The sequence below is a fragment of the Cryobacterium lyxosi genome, assembly GCF_004403345.1.
GTDB classification, from domain to species: domain Bacteria; phylum Actinomycetota; class Actinomycetes; order Actinomycetales; family Microbacteriaceae; genus Cryobacterium; species Cryobacterium lyxosi.
On record NZ_SOGT01000011.1, the window covers coordinates 163,442 to 178,224 of the forward strand.

The following is a 14,783-nucleotide window of genomic DNA, read 5'->3' on the forward strand; positions in this document are numbered from 1 at the left end:
GGCACTGACGCAGCGGGGCGTGCGGACCATCGAACTACCCGAACCGTGCCACCGCCGTCGCCCGAATTGAACCGCAACGTCGCCGACACCCGGACGACCGGACGCCCGCCGGAAGATACCCACAGCCGAGCGGATTCAGGAAATTCCTGTGGATAATCCTTCGCGACTACGAGACCGGCTCATGCTGGGCACATGACAATCAACATCGACGACGCTCCGCCCGTGAGCACTGTGGTGCAGGCCAAGGCACGGGTTTTCGACCTGATCGGCCCCGCTATCCGCCGCCAGCTCTGGCTCATGGTTCTCGACGCCCACGGGCAACAGCTCCCACTGATGATTCCCCTCGACGGCATTCCGCTCCGGCCGGAACCTGGTTCGGTGCGACCGTTCGCCGTGAGAATTAATGAAATCCTGGCCAGGGACGCCCCGGGGGGCAGCCTCATTGTGACCCTGGAACGACCAGGGTCAGCGGCCCGCACCGCCCCAGACCAGGCCTGGGCAGTGGAGTTGACCGAGTCCTTTGGCAAACTCATGCGCATTACCGGCCTGTTCGTCGCCCACGATGACGGCGTGGCCGTACTCACTCCCTGACGGAGACTGTCGACACGGCAGTTGCACGGGGACGGCCTAGGCTGAGAGCATGAGTACAGTGCTGGTTCTGAACGGTCCGAACCTCGGGCGCCTGGGTAGTCGCGAGCCAGACGTGTACGGGTCGGCGAACCTGGAGGACCTGCGCGAGCTGCTCGTCGCATCCGCTCGTGACGGGGTCTTGATCGACCTGCGGCAGACCGACGACGAGGCAGAGCTGATCCACTGGCTGTACGAGGCAGTTGACGAGCGGATGCCGGTCATCCTGAATCCGGCAGCGTTCACGCACTACAGCTACGCGCTGAGGGATGCCGCTGCCCTCGTCACCAAGGCTGGCCTGCCGTTGATCGAGGTGCACATCTCGAACCCGCACGCTCGTGAGACGTTTCGCCACACGAGTGTGGTGAGCGCCATCGCGACCGGTGTCATTGCCGGTCTTGGCTTCGACTCCTACCGGTTGGCACTGGACTTCGTCACCGCTTCGTGACGCAGTGTCGAAACGGTGCCTTTGGCGCTTGTGGCTTCGGCACCTAGACTTCACACGGTGCCATTTGCACCCGCGCACCTTATCAATTGAACGGAACACCCCTCCCATGGCTTCTACCGCTGATATCAGAAACGGCGTCGTACTCAACATGGATGGCCAGCTCTGGGCCGTCGTCGAGTTTCAGCACGTCAAGCCGGGCAAGGGCGGCGCCTTCGTTCGTACCAAGATGAAGAACGTCGTCTCGGGTAAGACCGTCGACCGCACGTTCAACGCCGGCGCCAAGATCGAGACCGAGAACGTTGATCGTCGCGACTTCCAGTACCTCTACAACGACGGTGACGCCTACGTCTTCATGGACGTGGCCGATTATGACCAGATCACCGTCTCCGCTGCGGTCGTGGGTGATGCGAGCAACTTCATGCTCGAAAACCAGGCCGTGACCGTGGCCCTGCACAACGGCAACCCGCTGTACGTCGAGCTGCCGGCATCCGTCACCCTGGAAATCACCTACACCGAGCCAGGCCTGCAGGGCGATCGTTCCACCGGCGGCACCAAGCCGGCCACCGTGGAAACCGGCTACCAAATTCAGGTTCCGCTGTTTCTCGAGCAGGGCACCAAGGTCAAGGTCGACACCCGCACCGGCGACTACCTCGGCCGCGTCAACGAATGAGCGCACGTACCAAGGCTCGCAAGCGCGCCATTGACATCCTGTACATCGCGGATGTGCGCCAGATCAGCATTCCGGAGTCGCTCGCGATCGAGGCTGAGCGCGCAGCAAGCGAGCCAGCCCGCCTGGTGTCCTGGCTGTATGCGCGGGAGCTCGTCGACGGGGTCGTCGACCACCGCGAAGAGATCGACGAACTCATCGAGACCTACTCGCAAGGCTGGTCGCTCGCTCGCATGCCCAACATCGATCGTGCCATTTTGCGGATCGGTATCTGGGAGATCCTGTACAACGACGCAGTACCGCACGCCGTCGCCATCGATGAAGCCGTCGAAGCCGCCAAGATTTTCTCAACGGATGACTCGGCTGGTTTTGTCAACGGACTGCTCGGCAAGATCGCCCAAACCGCGCCGTCTGCCTAACGACCCGACCCGCAGGCTCGGCTGTCGCCGGGCGCGCCTCGACGTCACCGAAGGACACGAACATGGATAGCTTCGGACCGAACGGCTTTCGCGACGAGCCGATGCAGCCCAACTCATATGCGCCGCCGCTGCCGGGGCCGGTTACTCCGTTTGCGACCGTACCGAAGACCAACACCCTGGCGATTGTGTCACTCGCGTCGTCGTTCTTCGTTGGTCTCGTCGCAGTCATCACGGGGCACATCGCGCTGGGGCAGATTCGCGCACGCGGTGAACTCGGCCGCGGTTTTGCGTTGGCCGGTCTCATCATCGGATACGTCCACCTTGCTGTGACAGCCTTTCTGGTTGTTTTACTGATCGTGTTCGCCTCCGCTGTCGGAGCATTCTTCGTCGCGCTGAATGCAGGCCTGGCCTCCTCGACGCCGACGGAATCTCCGGCACCACTGCCGACCGGTCAGCTCGGCGCCGCCAACTTCGATGGCGGATATCTCGAATTCGGTACCGGCGCCGTCATCGTCGACGAGTATGTGGATTTGATGTGCCCGTTCTGCGCCCAGTTCGAGAAGACCAACGGAGAACTGCTGGCCGCGGGTGTGGAAAGCGGCGTTATCACCCTCCGGGTGCACTCGCTCACCTTTCTCGACCGAGTCTCTCAGGGCACGAACTACTCCAGCCGCGCATCCGCAGCGCTGACCTGCCAGGCCACCCTGAACCCCGATCAGAGCCTCGACTATCTGTCAGCGTTGTTCGCCGAGCAACCACTTGAACAGACGACCGGGCTCAGCGATAGCCAACTCGTAGACCTCGCTTCCGGGGCGGTCAGCATCGCCGACTGCGTTGAAGCTGGTGAATACCAGACCTGGTCGCAGCAGAACACCGAAACAGCCCTGACCGGGCCGATCGCGGGTGCTGAGGTCGCCTCTATTCAGGGCACCCCAACCGTGCTCGTTGACGGGGCGCTCTACACCGGCAGCAACCTTGACCGGTCCGAATTTCAGGCTTTCGTTGCCGCTGCTTTTTCGTAATTCGCTTTCCCCGAAGCCGTTGGTGCGCGGACAACGGCGCCAACGGTAAGCTACTGGTAATCAGACATCCTTTAATGATCCGTCCTGTGAGACGGGGAAGGAGGTCGGCATTTGGCGCACATTGTGCTCACCCAAGCTGACATCACCCGCGCGTTGACTCGAATTTCCCACGAGATCCTGGAGTCCAATCGGGGGCCGGACAACCTGGTCATCCTCGGTATTCCGACGCGGGGCGTGATCCTCGCCCGCCGCATCGCCGAGATCATCCAGCGGATCGAACCAGCGGCAACCGCCCTTCGGGTCGGATCGCTTGACGTGACGCTTTATCGTGACGATCTCGCCCACGGACGTACGCGCACGCCGTCGCGCACTGAGGTGCCTGGCCGCATCGACGACGCTACCGTCGTGCTCGTCGATGACGTGTTGTACTCGGGGCGCACCATCCGCAGCGCCCTCGACGCGCTCGGAGACCACGGCCGTCCGAATATCGTGCGCCTGGCCGTGCTCGTTGATCGCGGCCACCGTGAGCTGCCGATTCGCGCCGACTTCGTCGGTCGAAACCTGCCGACGGCTGCTGACGAACGCATCAACGTGCACCTCGAAGAGATCGACGGTGACGAATCCGTCTCGATCGATGGACGGAGTGACCGATGAGGCACCTTCTTTCCACCAAAGACCTCTCCCGCGACGAGGCCATCAACCTGCTCGACATTGCCGAAGACATGGCGGATGTCGCACAGCGCGAGGTCAAAAAGCTCCCGACCCTGCGTGGCAAGACCGTGGTGAACCTTTTTTTCGAAGACTCCACCCGCACCCGCATTTCCTTTGAGGCGGCTGCGAAGCGACTCAGCGCCGACGTGATCAACTTCAGCGCCAAGGGATCGAGCGTGTCGAAGGGGGAAAGCTTGAAAGACACCGCTCAAACCCTCGCCGCAATCGGTGCGGACGGCGTCGTCATTCGGCACCCAGCCTCAGGCGGCCCCGCCGTGCTCGCTGCGAGCGGGTGGATCGACGCCGGCATCATCAACGCCGGTGACGGCACCCACGAGCATCCCACCCAGGCCCTGCTCGACGCGTTCACCATCCGCCGTCGCATCCACGGCCAGGCCTCCCGTAGCCGGGGGCTCGACGGGGTCACGGTCACCATCGTCGGCGACGTACTGCACTCCCGGGTGGCTCGCTCCAACCTCTGGCTGCTCACCACTCTCGGCGCGGAGGTCACGTTCGTCGCCCCGCCCACCCTGTTGCCGAGTAACACCGCACTGTGGCCGGCTCGCTTCAGCTTTGACCTCGATGATGCGATCGATGCCGGCCCCGACGTGGTCATGATGCTGCGCATCCAGACCGAACGGATGAGCGCAGCGTTTTTTCCGAGCAGCCGTGAGTACTCCCGGGTCTGGGGACTCGACGACGCGCGATTTGGCCGACTCGGTCCGGCTAGCATTGTTATGCACCCCGGCCCGATGAATCGTGGTCTGGAGATTTCCTCGGCGGCGGCCGACTCCGCGAATTCGACCGTACTCGAACAGGTCACGAACGGTGTCTCCGTGCGGATGGCCGCGCTCTACTTGCTCTTATCCGGTGATCGGAAGGAATCGAAGAATGTCGATTGACGGATTACAGCAACACGACGTGCACGAACCCTGGCTGATTCGCGGCGCGACCTTGCCGGACGGCACGCGCACCGACATCCGTCTGGCTGGCGGACGTATCGACGAGCTCGGGACCGGCCTGTCCCCGAGCGGCGCGCGCGTGCTCGACGCCGACGGCCTCATCGCGCTGCCCGGCCTGGTCGACCTGCACGCCCACCTGCGCGAACCCGGCTACGAGCACAGCGAAACCGTGCTGAGCGGCAGCCGCGCCGCTGCCCGGGGCGGGTTCACGAGTGTGTTCGCCATGGCCAACACCCTGCCGGCCCAGGACACTGCCGGGGTGGTCGAGCAGGTCCTCGCCCTCGGCGAGAGCGCCGGCTACGTTGACGTTCAGCCGATCGGGGCCGTGACCGTTGGCCTGGCCGGCAAACAGCTCGCCGAACTCGGAGCCATGGCATCGAGCAGGGCGCGTGTGCGGGTGTTCTCGGACGACGGATTCTGCGTCTCGGACCCGCTCCTCATGCGCCGTGCCCTCGAGTACGTCAAGGCCTTCGATGGCGTCATCGCGCAGCACTCTCAGGAACCACGCCTCACCGAAAAAGCCCAAATGAACGAGGGCGCCCTCTCCGGTGAGCTCGGTCTCATCGGCTGGCCGGCCGTCGCCGAAGAGTCGATCATCGCCCGCGATGTCCTGTTGGCCGAACACGTCGGTTCCCGCCTGCACGTCTGCCACGTCTCCACGGCCGGTTCGGTCGACGTGATCCGCTGGGCCAAGGCTCGCGGCATCAACGTGACGGCCGAGGTCACCCCGCACCACCTGCTGCTGACCGAAGACCTCGTGCGCGGCTACGATGCCCGGTTCAAGGTGAATCCGCCGCTGCGCAGCCGCGAAGACGTCGAGGCGCTGCGCGCCGGACTCGCCGACGGCACGATCGACATCGTCGCGACCGACCACGCACCGCATCCAGCCGAAAGCAAGGACTGCGAGTGGGACGCCGCCGCCAATGGCATGGTGGGGCTGGAATCGGCTCTGTCGGTCGTGCATGCCGCCGTTGTCGCCACCGGGCTGCTCGACTGGGCCGACATCGAACGCGTTTTGTCGCGCACCCCGGCCCGTATCGGTGGCCTGGCCGGTCAGGGCAACCCGATCGCGGTCGGTTCCCCGGCCGAGCTGGCGCTCTACGACCCGGCAGCGACCCGAGTTTTCGGCCGCGCCGACCTAGCCGGTACCAGCTCGAACTCGCCCTACCTGTCCATGACGCTGCCCGGCGACGTGCGAGCGACGTTCCACCGTGGCTATGCCACGATGCTCGACGGAGCGGTTCTCAGCAGCCTCGAGATAGCCGGCCACGCCAGAGGAGTAGTCACCCATGGATAGGTCCATTCCCGCCATCATCACAGGCCTCGTTCTGCTCGGCGTTCTCGTTCTCATGTGGCGCAGTTGGCGAAAGCGCAGTCGACGAGATGGCGCCCTTGCCGCCGGCTACCCGATGCCGGAGGACACCGGAGCCGCACTGGCCGGTGCCGCGACCTACTATGTGGCGACCACCCCCCGCGGCGCGCCGCTCGAGCGGCTGGCTATTCCCGGGCTGGGCTTTCGGGCCCGCGCCGCTGTCACCGTGACCGAGGCCGGCGTGACGCTCGACCTCGATGGTAACCAGCCGGTGTTCATTGCTGCCAGCGCCGTCGACGCGGTTGGTGCGGCCCAGGTGGCCATCGACCGGGTGGTCGAAACCGACGGTCTGGTCTGCCTGGGCTGGCGTCTCGCTCCGGGCACCACCTCCGGCCCCGACGACCGCCGTGCCGTTGACAGCTTCTTTCGCATCATCGATCCCAATGATCGTGCTCGCCTCGTCGACTCGATCCGAACCATTGCCACTACGGCTCATCAAGATGAAAGCGAGGCCTGACGTGCCCGACTCGACCGCTCCAAACCAGGCAGAAGCAATCCAGGCTGCACCAACGGATGCCGCACCAAGCGACGCCGTCGCATCCGCTGCCGCCGTATTGCCCGCAGTGAGTAGCACTTTCTCGGCGACCGACCGGCCGGGCCCGGCCGTACTCGTTCTCGAAGACGGCCGCCGCTTCGTAGGCCGCCGCTACGGCAGCGAAGGCCAGACGCTCGGCGAAATCGTCTTCGCTACCGGCATGACCGGCTATCAGGAAGCCCTGACCGATCCGTCCTACGCCGGGCAGATCGTACTCATGACTGCCCCGCACATCGGCAACACCGGAATGAACGACCAGGACATGGAGTCCAGGAAAATCTGGGTCGCCGGCTTCATCGTGCGGGAACCGGCCCGGATCGCCTCGAATCATCGTGCCACCCGCACCCTCGACGACGACCTCGAAGCCCAGGGCGTCGTCGGGATCAGCGGCATCGACACCCGTGCGATCACCCGCCACATTCGCTCGAAGGGCGCGATGAAGAGCGGCATCTTCTCGGGCGACCTGTTCGGCTTGTCCGACAGTGAACAGCTCGAACGGGTGCTCTCGGGCGCGCCCATGCGCGGTCGCAATCTCTCGCTGGAGGTCTCGACGGTCGAACCGTTCTCGATTCCCGCCCAGGGCGAACGCATCGGCTCCGTCGCGGTGCTCGACCTCGGTGTGAAGACCAGCACGCTCACCTACCTCGCCGAGCGCGGGTTCGAGGTGCTCGTCTTGCCGCAGTCGGTCACCGCCGAACACGTTCTCTCGCTGAAGCCCTCTGCCCTGTTCTTCTCCAACGGACCCGGTGACCCGGCTGCCTCCGACGCCCACGTCACCCTGCTGCAGGAGGTGCTCCGCGCCGGCATTCCCTACTTCGGTATCTGCTTCGGCAACCAGCTGCTCGGCCGGGCACTCGGGTTTCGCACCTACAAGCTGCCGTTCGGGCATCGGGGCATCAACCAGCCCGTGCTCGACAAGACCACCGGACGGGTGGAGATCACCTCGCAGAACCATGGATTCGCCGTCGACATGCCCATCGAGGGCGTCCACGACTCGCGCGCCGGGTTCGGCCGCGTGGAAGTAAGCCACTACAGCCTCAACGACCAGGTAGTCGAAGGCATCCGCTGCCTCGACATCAACGCTTTCTCGGTGCAGTATCACCCGGAGGCAGCCTCCGGCCCGCACGACGCCAACCACTTGTTCGATCGATTCAGAGACGTTGTGCTGGCTTCGCAGCGCGGCATTGCAGGAGAAACCAAATAATGCCCAAGCGCGACGATATCAACAGCGTTCTTGTCATCGGCAGTGGCCCGATCGTCATCGGCCAGGCGTGCGAGTTCGATTACTCCGGCACCCAGGCCTGCCGGGTGCTGCGCGAGGAAGGCGTTCGCGTCATCCTGGTCAACTCGAACCCGGCCACCATCATGACCGACCCCGACTTTGCCGATGCGACCTACATCGAACCCATCACGGCCGAGATTCTCGAGACGATCATCGCCAAGGAACGGCCGGATGCGATTCTGCCGACCCTGGGTGGGCAGACCGCCCTCAACGCGGCAATCCAGCTGCACGAGCGCGGAATCCTGCAGAAGTACGACGTCGAGCTGATCGGCGCGAGCTTCGACGCCATCAACAAGGGCGAAGACCGCATGATCTTCAAGCAGCTCGTCATCGACGCGGGCGCCGGCGTGGCCCGGTCCTTCATCGCCCGCACGGTCGAGGAAGCCGTCGGCTACGCCGCCGACCTCGGCTACCCGCTGGTCGTGCGTCCCTCCTTCACCATGGGCGGACTCGGCTCGGGCTTTGCCTACACCGAGGTGGAACTGCGCCGCATCGTCACCGACGGCCTGCACCACAGCCCGACGACCGAGGTACTGCTCGAGGAGTCGATTCTCGGCTGGAAAGAGTACGAGCTCGAGATGATGCGCGACACGGCCGACAACACCGTCGTCGTCTGCTCCATCGAAAACATCGACCCGGTCGGTGTCCACACCGGCGACTCGATCACCGTCGCCCCGGCCCTCACCCTGACCGACCGTGAATTCCAGCACCTGCGCGACATCTCCATCGACATCATCCGCGCCGTCGGCGTCGACACCGGCGGCTGCAACATCCAGTTCGCGATCAACCCGGTCGACGGCCGCGTCATCGTGATCGAGATGAACCCGCGGGTCTCGCGTTCCTCTGCCCTGGCCAGCAAGGCCACCGGCTTTCCGATCGCCAAGATTGCGGCCAAACTCGCCATCGGTTACCGTCTTGACGAAATCCCCAATGACATCACCGGTGTCACCCCGGCAAGCTTCGAACCCACCCTCGACTATGTCGTGGTCAAGGTGCCGCGCTTCGCGTTCGAGAAGTTCCCGGCCGCCGACATGCGCCTGACCACGACCATGAAGTCGGTTGGTGAAGCCATGGCGATCGGTCGCAGCTTCACATCCGCATTGCAGAAGGCGCTGCGCTCGCTCGAGAAGCGCGGCTCGAGCTTTCACTGGGGTGAGGAATCCCGCACGGTTGACGAGCTGCTCATTGCCGCCGAGATTCCAACCGACGGCCGCATCGTCACCGTGCAGCAGGCCCTCCGCCGTGGCGCGACCATCGATCAGGTCTTCGCCGCCACCAAGATCGACCCGTGGTTCCTCGATCAGATCGTTCTGATCAACGAGATCGCCGACTCGGTCAAGGCCGCCGACCGGCTCGACCGCGACGTCATGATCCTCGCCAAGGACCACGGCTTCTCCGACGCCCAGATCGGTGAGTTGCGCGGTTTCGGCGAAGCGGATGTCCGCACCGTGCGCCACATTCTCGGCGTGCGTCCCGTGTTCAAGACCGTCGACACCTGCGCGGGGGAGTTTCCCGCCCTCACGCCGTACCACTACTCCAGCTACGACGACGAGACCGAGGTCGTCGCCAGCGACCGCCGCAAAGTCGTCATCCTGGGCTCCGGCCCGAACCGCATCGGGCAGGGTGTCGAATTCGACTACTCCTGCGTGCACGCCTCTTTCGCACTGTCGGAGGCCGGCTACGAGACCATCATGATCAACTGCAACCCCGAGACGGTCTCCACCGACTACGACACGAGCGACCGGCTCTACTTCGAACCGCTCACCCTGGAAGACGTGCTCGAGGTCATCTACGCCGAAAGCCAGAGCGGCGAACTCGTCGGCGTCGTCGTACAGCTCGGCGGCCAGACCGCATTGAGCCTCGCCCGAGGCCTGGAAGCGGCGGGTATCCCCATTCTCGGCACCACCCCCGACGCGATCGACCTCGCTGAGGAACGCGGACTGTTCTCGAAGATTTTGGACGATGCCAGCCTGCTCGCGCCCCGCAACGGAACAGCGATCGACTTCGCCGGTGCCGTCGTGGTCGCCGAAGAGATCGGTTACCCGGTGCTCGTGCGCCCAAGCTACGTGCTCGGCGGCCGCGGCATGGAGATCGTCTACGATTCCCCGTCGCTCGCCGATTACTTCACCCGCATGGCCGGGCAGGGAATCATCGGCGCGGGGCATCCGCTTCTCGTCGACCGTTTTCTCGACGATGCGATCGAGATCGACGTCGATGCTATTTACGACGGTCACGAGCTCTACATCGGCGGCGTCATGGAGCACATCGAAGAGGCCGGAATCCACTCCGGCGACTCGAGCTGCACCCTGCCGCCGGTCACCCTCGGGCGCGCCGAAATTGACCGGGTACGCGAAGCCACCCTCGGCATCGCCCGCGGCATCGGCGTGAAGGGCCTGCTCAACGTGCAGTTCGCGATCGGCGCCGGTGTGCTCTACGTGCTCGAGGCCAACCCGCGCGCCTCGCGCACGGTGCCGTTCGTCGCGAAAGCGCTGGGCATCACGCTCGCCAAGGCCGCCGCGCTGATCATGGTCGGTACGACCATCGCCGAGCTCAAGGCCGAGGGCAAGCTGCCGCTGATCGACGGCTCTCGCGTTTCGATCGAATCACCGGTCGCGGTGAAGGAAGCTGTGTTGCCGTTCAACCGGTTCCGCACCCCCGAGGGCCTCGTCGTCGACTCCATCCTCGGCCCGGAGATGCGCTCCACCGGCGAGGTCATGGGCATCGACCGCGACTTTCCGCGGGCCTTCGCCAAGAGCCAGCTCGCCGCCTACGGTGGAATTCCGCTGTCCGGTACCGTCTTCGTGTCGGTCTCCGACCGCGACAAGCGCGCGATCATCCTGCCCATGCTGCGGCTGCAGCAGCTCGGCTACGAGATCACCGCGACCATCGGTACCGCCGAGGTGCTGCAGCGCAACGGTATCCGTGCCCGCGTCGTGACCAAGTTCAGTGAGAAAACGGGGGAGGACGACGTGTCCATCGTCGAGCTCATTCGCCGCGAAGAGATTCAGATCGTCATCAACACCCCCGGCGGCAGCACGGCCAGGGCCGACGGCTATGAGATTCGCGCAGCCGCCGTTGCCGGCGACCTGCCGTTGTTCACCACGATTGCGGAGCTCAGCGCCGCGGTCGCCTCAATCGACTCCATTCGCGACGGGTTCGAGGTGACCTCGCTCCAGGAATACGCCACCGCGCGAACGGCCCTGTTGTGACGAGGTCGCCTGAACCGGGCGTGACCGGATCGGGTCTCTCTTTCGGTGATCGTCTCGCTGGAGTGTTCGCCGAGCGCGGCCAGCTGTGCGTGGGCATCGATCCGCACTCCTGGCTGCTGAGCGACTGGAACCTACCCGACACGGCCGCCGGCGCCGAATCCTTCGGCCGCGCGGTTGTCGCCGCTGCGGCCGGCCGGGTCGGCCTGGTCAAACCTCAGGTCGCTTTCTACGAACGTTTCGGTTCGGCCGGGTTCGTCGCGCTCGAACGGGTACTGGCCGACGCCCGGCAGGCTGGTCTGCTCGTGATCGGCGACGCCAAACGCGGCGACCTCGGCACGAGCGCACTGGCGTATGCCGAGGCCTGGTTCTCACCCGGTTCCCCGCTCGAAGTGGATGCCCTCACCCTGGCCGCGTACATGGGTGTCGGTTCGCTCGACTCGTCACTCAGTCTCGCGGCAGCACACGGCAAGGGCGTCTTCCTGCTTGCCGCGACGTCCAACCCCGAGGCCGAACACATTCAGCGAGCGATCGTAGCCGACGGGAGCTACGCCGGTTCGAGTGTCGCCCGCGCCATTCTCGATGATGTCGGAGAGCGCAATGCGCGTGTCGGCAGGGCCACCGAAATGGCGGCATCCGTTCGTGCAGTGACCGGTCTCGGGTCGATCGGCGTCGTGCTGGGAGCCACTCTCGACCTGGCCCGCTTTGGCATTGACGTGCACCAGGCGCCGACCGAATTTCGAACACCCGTGCTCGCCCCGGGCTTCGGACACCAAGGTGGGAATATTATGGATCTGATCTCGATATATGGCGGATACGCCGATGGGGTTATCGTGAGTGAATCGCGCAGTGTGCTCTCGGCCGGACCCCACCGAATCGAAGAAGCCATTGAGCGCCGAGTAGCCGAGGTAGGTGCCGTTCGTGGCTGAAAATCGTCCAACCCCGCCCGAAGTCGACCGGGTGGCTGCCTCCCGTGCCGCTGTCGCGGCACGCCGTGCCCGCGCCCGGGTCAAGGCGGAGGTCGCCTCCGGCGAACGGACCGCGCTCGAGGTGCTCGCCACAGCGATTGCGAACCCGATCGGAACCGAGGGTCGGCTGCGAGTGACCGAGTTGCTCGTGAGTATTCCGGCCATCGGCGTGACCAAGATGCAGCGCATCATTCACCGTTTGGAGATTTCACCGTCCAAACGCCTCGGTGGGCTCGGCCGTCACCAGCGCGATCGGCTGCGCGATTTTCTCTCTGAACGACCCACCCTGCGCCATAGCGCTGTCGACTCCAAGCTCATCGTTCTTGCTGGCCCGACTGCCGTCGGCAAAGGAACTGTTGCCGGGTACATTCGCGAGAACTACCCGCACGTGCTGCTCTCCGTTTCAGCGACGACCCGGGCACCGCGCCCGGGAGAGGTTGAAGGAGTGAGCTATTTCTTTGTCTCTGACGACGAGTTCGATAAAATGATCGAGTCCGGCGAATTGCTCGAGTGGGCCACAGTGCACAACGCTTACCGCTACGGCACCCCCCGCGGACCGGTCGACGACGCTATCGCTGCAGGCAACAGCGTGCTTCTCGAAATCGATTTGCAGGGCGCCCGCGCCGTTCGGCGCGCCATGCCGGAAGCCCGCCTCGTGTTCCTGCTGCCACCGAGCTGGGAGGAACTGGTGCGCCGCCTGATCGGTCGTGGCACCGAAGACGCGGCAGAACAGGCCCGCCGTCTCGAGACCGCAAAGCTGGAATTAGCGGCCCAGGGCGAGTTCGATTATCGCGTGATCAACCATGATGTCGGCGACGCCGCTCGTGAGGTCGTAGACTTGATGGAGATCCGCGCTGCATCCAGCATGTCGTAGCGCCCGTTTCTGATGAATTCTTGCGTGTCTTCGGACGCGTTTGCCGATCGTATGTTCTCGTTCAACAACAGATTCGCACAGGCCACGGCCGTGCTCTATTAGGAGTGTGACACCAATGGCGAACAAGCCCACTGGCATCATTGACCCGCCCATCGACGACCTGCTGTCCAAGGTCGATTCGAAGTATGCCCTCGTGATTTTCGCGTCCAAGCGTGCGCGCCAGATCAACGACTACTACGCCGACCTGCACGAAGGCAGCCTGTTCGACAATGTCGGACCGCTCGTGGACTCAACCGTTGAAGACAAGCCGCTTTCGGTTGCACTGCGCGAGATCAACGACGACAAGCTCGTTTCCCGCCCGATCGTCGAGGCCTAGAACACCACACCCTAAGCGCGCAGGATGAAGACACCTCGCACGATCGTCGTCGGCATCACCGGCGGCATCGCAGCGTACAAGGCAGTCAACATCGTGCGCGCTTTCGTGTTGAACGGCGACTCGGTGCACGTCGTCGCCACCGCGGCGGCCTTGCGCTTCGTTGGCAAGCCGACCCTCGAAGCGATCTCGCGTAACCCGGTGCATACCGACCTCTATGAGGGCGTCGCCGAGGTGCGTCATGTAGCCATCGGGCAGAGCGCCGACCTCATCATCGTGGCCCCGGCCACGGCTAACAGCATTGCCAAACTTGCCGTTGGCCTGGCCGATGATCTGCTCGGCAACACGATTCTGGCCAGCACCGCGCCGCTCGTGATCGCCCCGGCCATGCACACCGAGATGTGGAACAACGCGGCCACGGTCGCCAATGTCGCCACGCTGAGGTCGCGCGGCGTCACCATCGTCGGCCCCGGCGTCGGTCGCCTCACCGGCACCGACACCGGCGCTGGGCGCATGGAGGACCCCGAGACCATCGTGGCGATGGCTTTGGCTGTGCTCGACCGCTTGCAGCCCGGTGGCGAGTCCGCAGTATCCGCTGTGCACGATCTGACCGGTCGCCGGGTGCTGATCAGCGCCGGTGGCACCAGGGAACCTCTCGATCCGGTGCGGTTCCTCGGCAATCGGTCGAGTGGAAAGCAGGGCGTCGCACTCGCTCAGGCTGCGCTGGCCCGGGGAGCTCAGGTCACCCTGGTCGCCGCCAATCTCGAAGTGCCCGTTCCCACCAGCGTCACCACCGTCAGGGTCACCAGCGCCGTGGAGATGCATGAGGCTATGACGCTCGCCGCCGAATCGGCCGAGGTCATCATCATGGCCGCCGCGGTGGCCGACTATCGGCCCAAGACCGTACAGGTCGGTAAAATCAAGAAGGAAGACGTGGGGGATACCCTCACCCTGGAACTTGTCAAAAATCCCGACATCCTGGCCAGCCTGTCTGCTGCGCGCCGGCGGGGCCAGCTGATCATCGGCTTCGCCGCCGAGACGGAAACGGATGCCGATCGGCTGCTCACCCTCGGCCGCGCCAAAATCTCCCGCAAGGGTTGTGATTACCTGGTCGTGAACCGGGTGGGCCCGGGCGTCGGTTTCGGCACGGAACGTAACACCGTGACGGTGCTCGATCGCGACGGAGTTATAGTGAATGAGGCCTCCGGCAGCAAAGTGTCGGTGGCCAATTGCATACTTGACCTGATCGGCTAGCGTCCGCTGCGACAGGCAACAACTTCTACGTTTTCATTCAAAACTATGTTTTTTAGTAAACAG

At 64.4% G+C, this 14,783-nt stretch carries 15 protein-coding genes; all 15 read left to right on the plus strand.

What is annotated here, in order from left to right; translation table 11 throughout:
* Positions 1-192 precede the first annotated feature (192 nt).
* Positions 193-591, plus strand: coding sequence for a hypothetical protein (locus E3T27_RS08845; RefSeq protein ID WP_104197936.1), 399 nt, complete (start codon positions 193-195; stop codon positions 589-591).
* A gap of 49 nt (positions 592-640) precedes the next feature.
* Complete coding sequence (locus tag E3T27_RS08850; RefSeq protein ID WP_104197937.1) at positions 641-1,075, plus strand: type II 3-dehydroquinate dehydratase; 435 nt, start codon at positions 641-643, stop codon at positions 1,073-1,075.
* A gap of 106 nt (positions 1,076-1,181) precedes the next feature.
* A complete protein-coding gene (gene efp, locus E3T27_RS08855; protein WP_092107753.1) occupies positions 1,182-1,745 on the plus strand; it encodes an elongation factor P in 564 nt (187 codons plus the stop codon).
* A complete protein-coding gene (gene nusB, locus E3T27_RS08860) occupies positions 1,742-2,161 on the plus strand; it encodes a transcription antitermination factor NusB (RefSeq protein WP_104197938.1) in 420 nt (139 codons plus the stop codon). The genes efp and nusB overlap by 4 nt, the downstream gene beginning before the upstream one ends.
* A gap of 62 nt (positions 2,162-2,223) precedes the next feature.
* The gene (locus E3T27_RS08865) at positions 2,224-3,183 is read left to right on the plus strand and encodes a thioredoxin domain-containing protein (RefSeq protein ID WP_134572282.1); all 960 of its coding nucleotides are present in this window, start codon (positions 2,224-2,226) and stop codon (positions 3,181-3,183) included.
* A 111-nt stretch (positions 3,184-3,294) separates the two neighbouring features.
* Entirely contained in the window at positions 3,295-3,837 is a 543-nt protein-coding gene (gene pyrR / locus E3T27_RS08870; protein WP_104197940.1) for a bifunctional pyr operon transcriptional regulator/uracil phosphoribosyltransferase PyrR, read from the plus strand.
* The gene (locus tag E3T27_RS08875; protein ID WP_104197941.1) at positions 3,834-4,796 is read left to right on the plus strand and encodes an aspartate carbamoyltransferase catalytic subunit; all 963 of its coding nucleotides are present in this window, start codon (positions 3,834-3,836) and stop codon (positions 4,794-4,796) included. Before pyrR ends, E3T27_RS08875 begins: the two co-directional genes overlap by 4 nt.
* Positions 4,786-6,153, plus strand: a complete 1,368-nt coding sequence (locus E3T27_RS08880; protein ID WP_174722200.1) for a dihydroorotase — start codon at positions 4,786-4,788, stop codon at positions 6,151-6,153. Before E3T27_RS08875 ends, E3T27_RS08880 begins: the two co-directional genes overlap by 11 nt.
* Positions 6,146-6,685, plus strand: coding sequence for a PH-like domain-containing protein (locus E3T27_RS08885; RefSeq protein ID WP_104197942.1), 540 nt, complete (start codon positions 6,146-6,148; stop codon positions 6,683-6,685). Before E3T27_RS08880 ends, E3T27_RS08885 begins: the two co-directional genes overlap by 8 nt.
* Before the next feature lie 97 nt (positions 6,686-6,782).
* Positions 6,783-7,967, plus strand: a complete 1,185-nt coding sequence (gene carA / locus E3T27_RS08890) for a glutamine-hydrolyzing carbamoyl-phosphate synthase small subunit (protein WP_369831172.1) — start codon at positions 6,783-6,785, stop codon at positions 7,965-7,967.
* On the plus strand, positions 7,967-11,254 hold the full coding sequence (gene carB / locus E3T27_RS08895) for a carbamoyl-phosphate synthase large subunit (protein ID WP_134572284.1): 3,288 nt from the start codon (positions 7,967-7,969) through the stop codon (positions 11,252-11,254). Before carA ends, carB begins: the two co-directional genes overlap by 1 nt.
* Entirely contained in the window at positions 11,251-12,180 is a 930-nt protein-coding gene (gene pyrF, locus E3T27_RS08900) for an orotidine-5'-phosphate decarboxylase (protein WP_277612399.1), read from the plus strand. Before carB ends, pyrF begins: the two co-directional genes overlap by 4 nt.
* On the plus strand, positions 12,173-13,093 hold the full coding sequence (gmk, locus tag E3T27_RS08905) for a guanylate kinase (RefSeq protein WP_134572285.1): 921 nt from the start codon (positions 12,173-12,175) through the stop codon (positions 13,091-13,093). The genes pyrF and gmk overlap by 8 nt, the downstream gene beginning before the upstream one ends.
* Positions 13,094-13,208: 115 nt before the next feature.
* The gene (gene rpoZ, locus E3T27_RS08910; RefSeq protein ID WP_092107764.1) at positions 13,209-13,469 is read left to right on the plus strand and encodes a DNA-directed RNA polymerase subunit omega; all 261 of its coding nucleotides are present in this window, start codon (positions 13,209-13,211) and stop codon (positions 13,467-13,469) included.
* 24 nt (positions 13,470-13,493) lie between these two features.
* Positions 13,494-14,720 (plus strand): bifunctional phosphopantothenoylcysteine decarboxylase/phosphopantothenate--cysteine ligase CoaBC, encoded by a 1,227-nt coding sequence (gene coaBC / locus E3T27_RS08915; RefSeq protein WP_104197946.1) that lies wholly within the window; start codon positions 13,494-13,496, stop codon positions 14,718-14,720.
* The last annotated feature ends 63 nt before the right edge of the window (positions 14,721-14,783 follow it).

Bases quoted from the DNA above. Each gene is read 5' to 3' on its own strand.
- E3T27_RS08845 (WP_104197936.1), top strand. From the start codon at position 193: ATGACAATCAACATCGACGACGCTCCGCCCGTGAGCACTGTGGTGCAG.
- E3T27_RS08850 (WP_104197937.1), top strand. From the start codon at position 641: ATGAGTACAGTGCTGGTTCTGAACGGTCCGAACCTCGGGCGCCTGGGT.
- efp (WP_092107753.1), top strand. From the start codon at position 1,182: ATGGCTTCTACCGCTGATATCAGAAACGGCGTCGTACTCAACATGGAT.
- nusB (WP_104197938.1), top strand. From the start codon at position 1,742: ATGAGCGCACGTACCAAGGCTCGCAAGCGCGCCATTGACATCCTGTAC.
- E3T27_RS08865 (WP_134572282.1), top strand. From the start codon at position 2,224: ATGGATAGCTTCGGACCGAACGGCTTTCGCGACGAGCCGATGCAGCCC.
- E3T27_RS08875 (WP_104197941.1), top strand. From the start codon at position 3,834: ATGAGGCACCTTCTTTCCACCAAAGACCTCTCCCGCGACGAGGCCATC.
- E3T27_RS08880 (WP_174722200.1), top strand. From the start codon at position 4,786: ATGTCGATTGACGGATTACAGCAACACGACGTGCACGAACCCTGGCTG.
- E3T27_RS08885 (WP_104197942.1), top strand. From the start codon at position 6,146: ATGGATAGGTCCATTCCCGCCATCATCACAGGCCTCGTTCTGCTCGGC.
- carB (WP_134572284.1), top strand. From the start codon at position 7,967: ATGCCCAAGCGCGACGATATCAACAGCGTTCTTGTCATCGGCAGTGGC.
- rpoZ (WP_092107764.1), top strand. From the start codon at position 13,209: ATGGCGAACAAGCCCACTGGCATCATTGACCCGCCCATCGACGACCTG.
- coaBC (WP_104197946.1), top strand. From the start codon at position 13,494: ATGAAGACACCTCGCACGATCGTCGTCGGCATCACCGGCGGCATCGCA.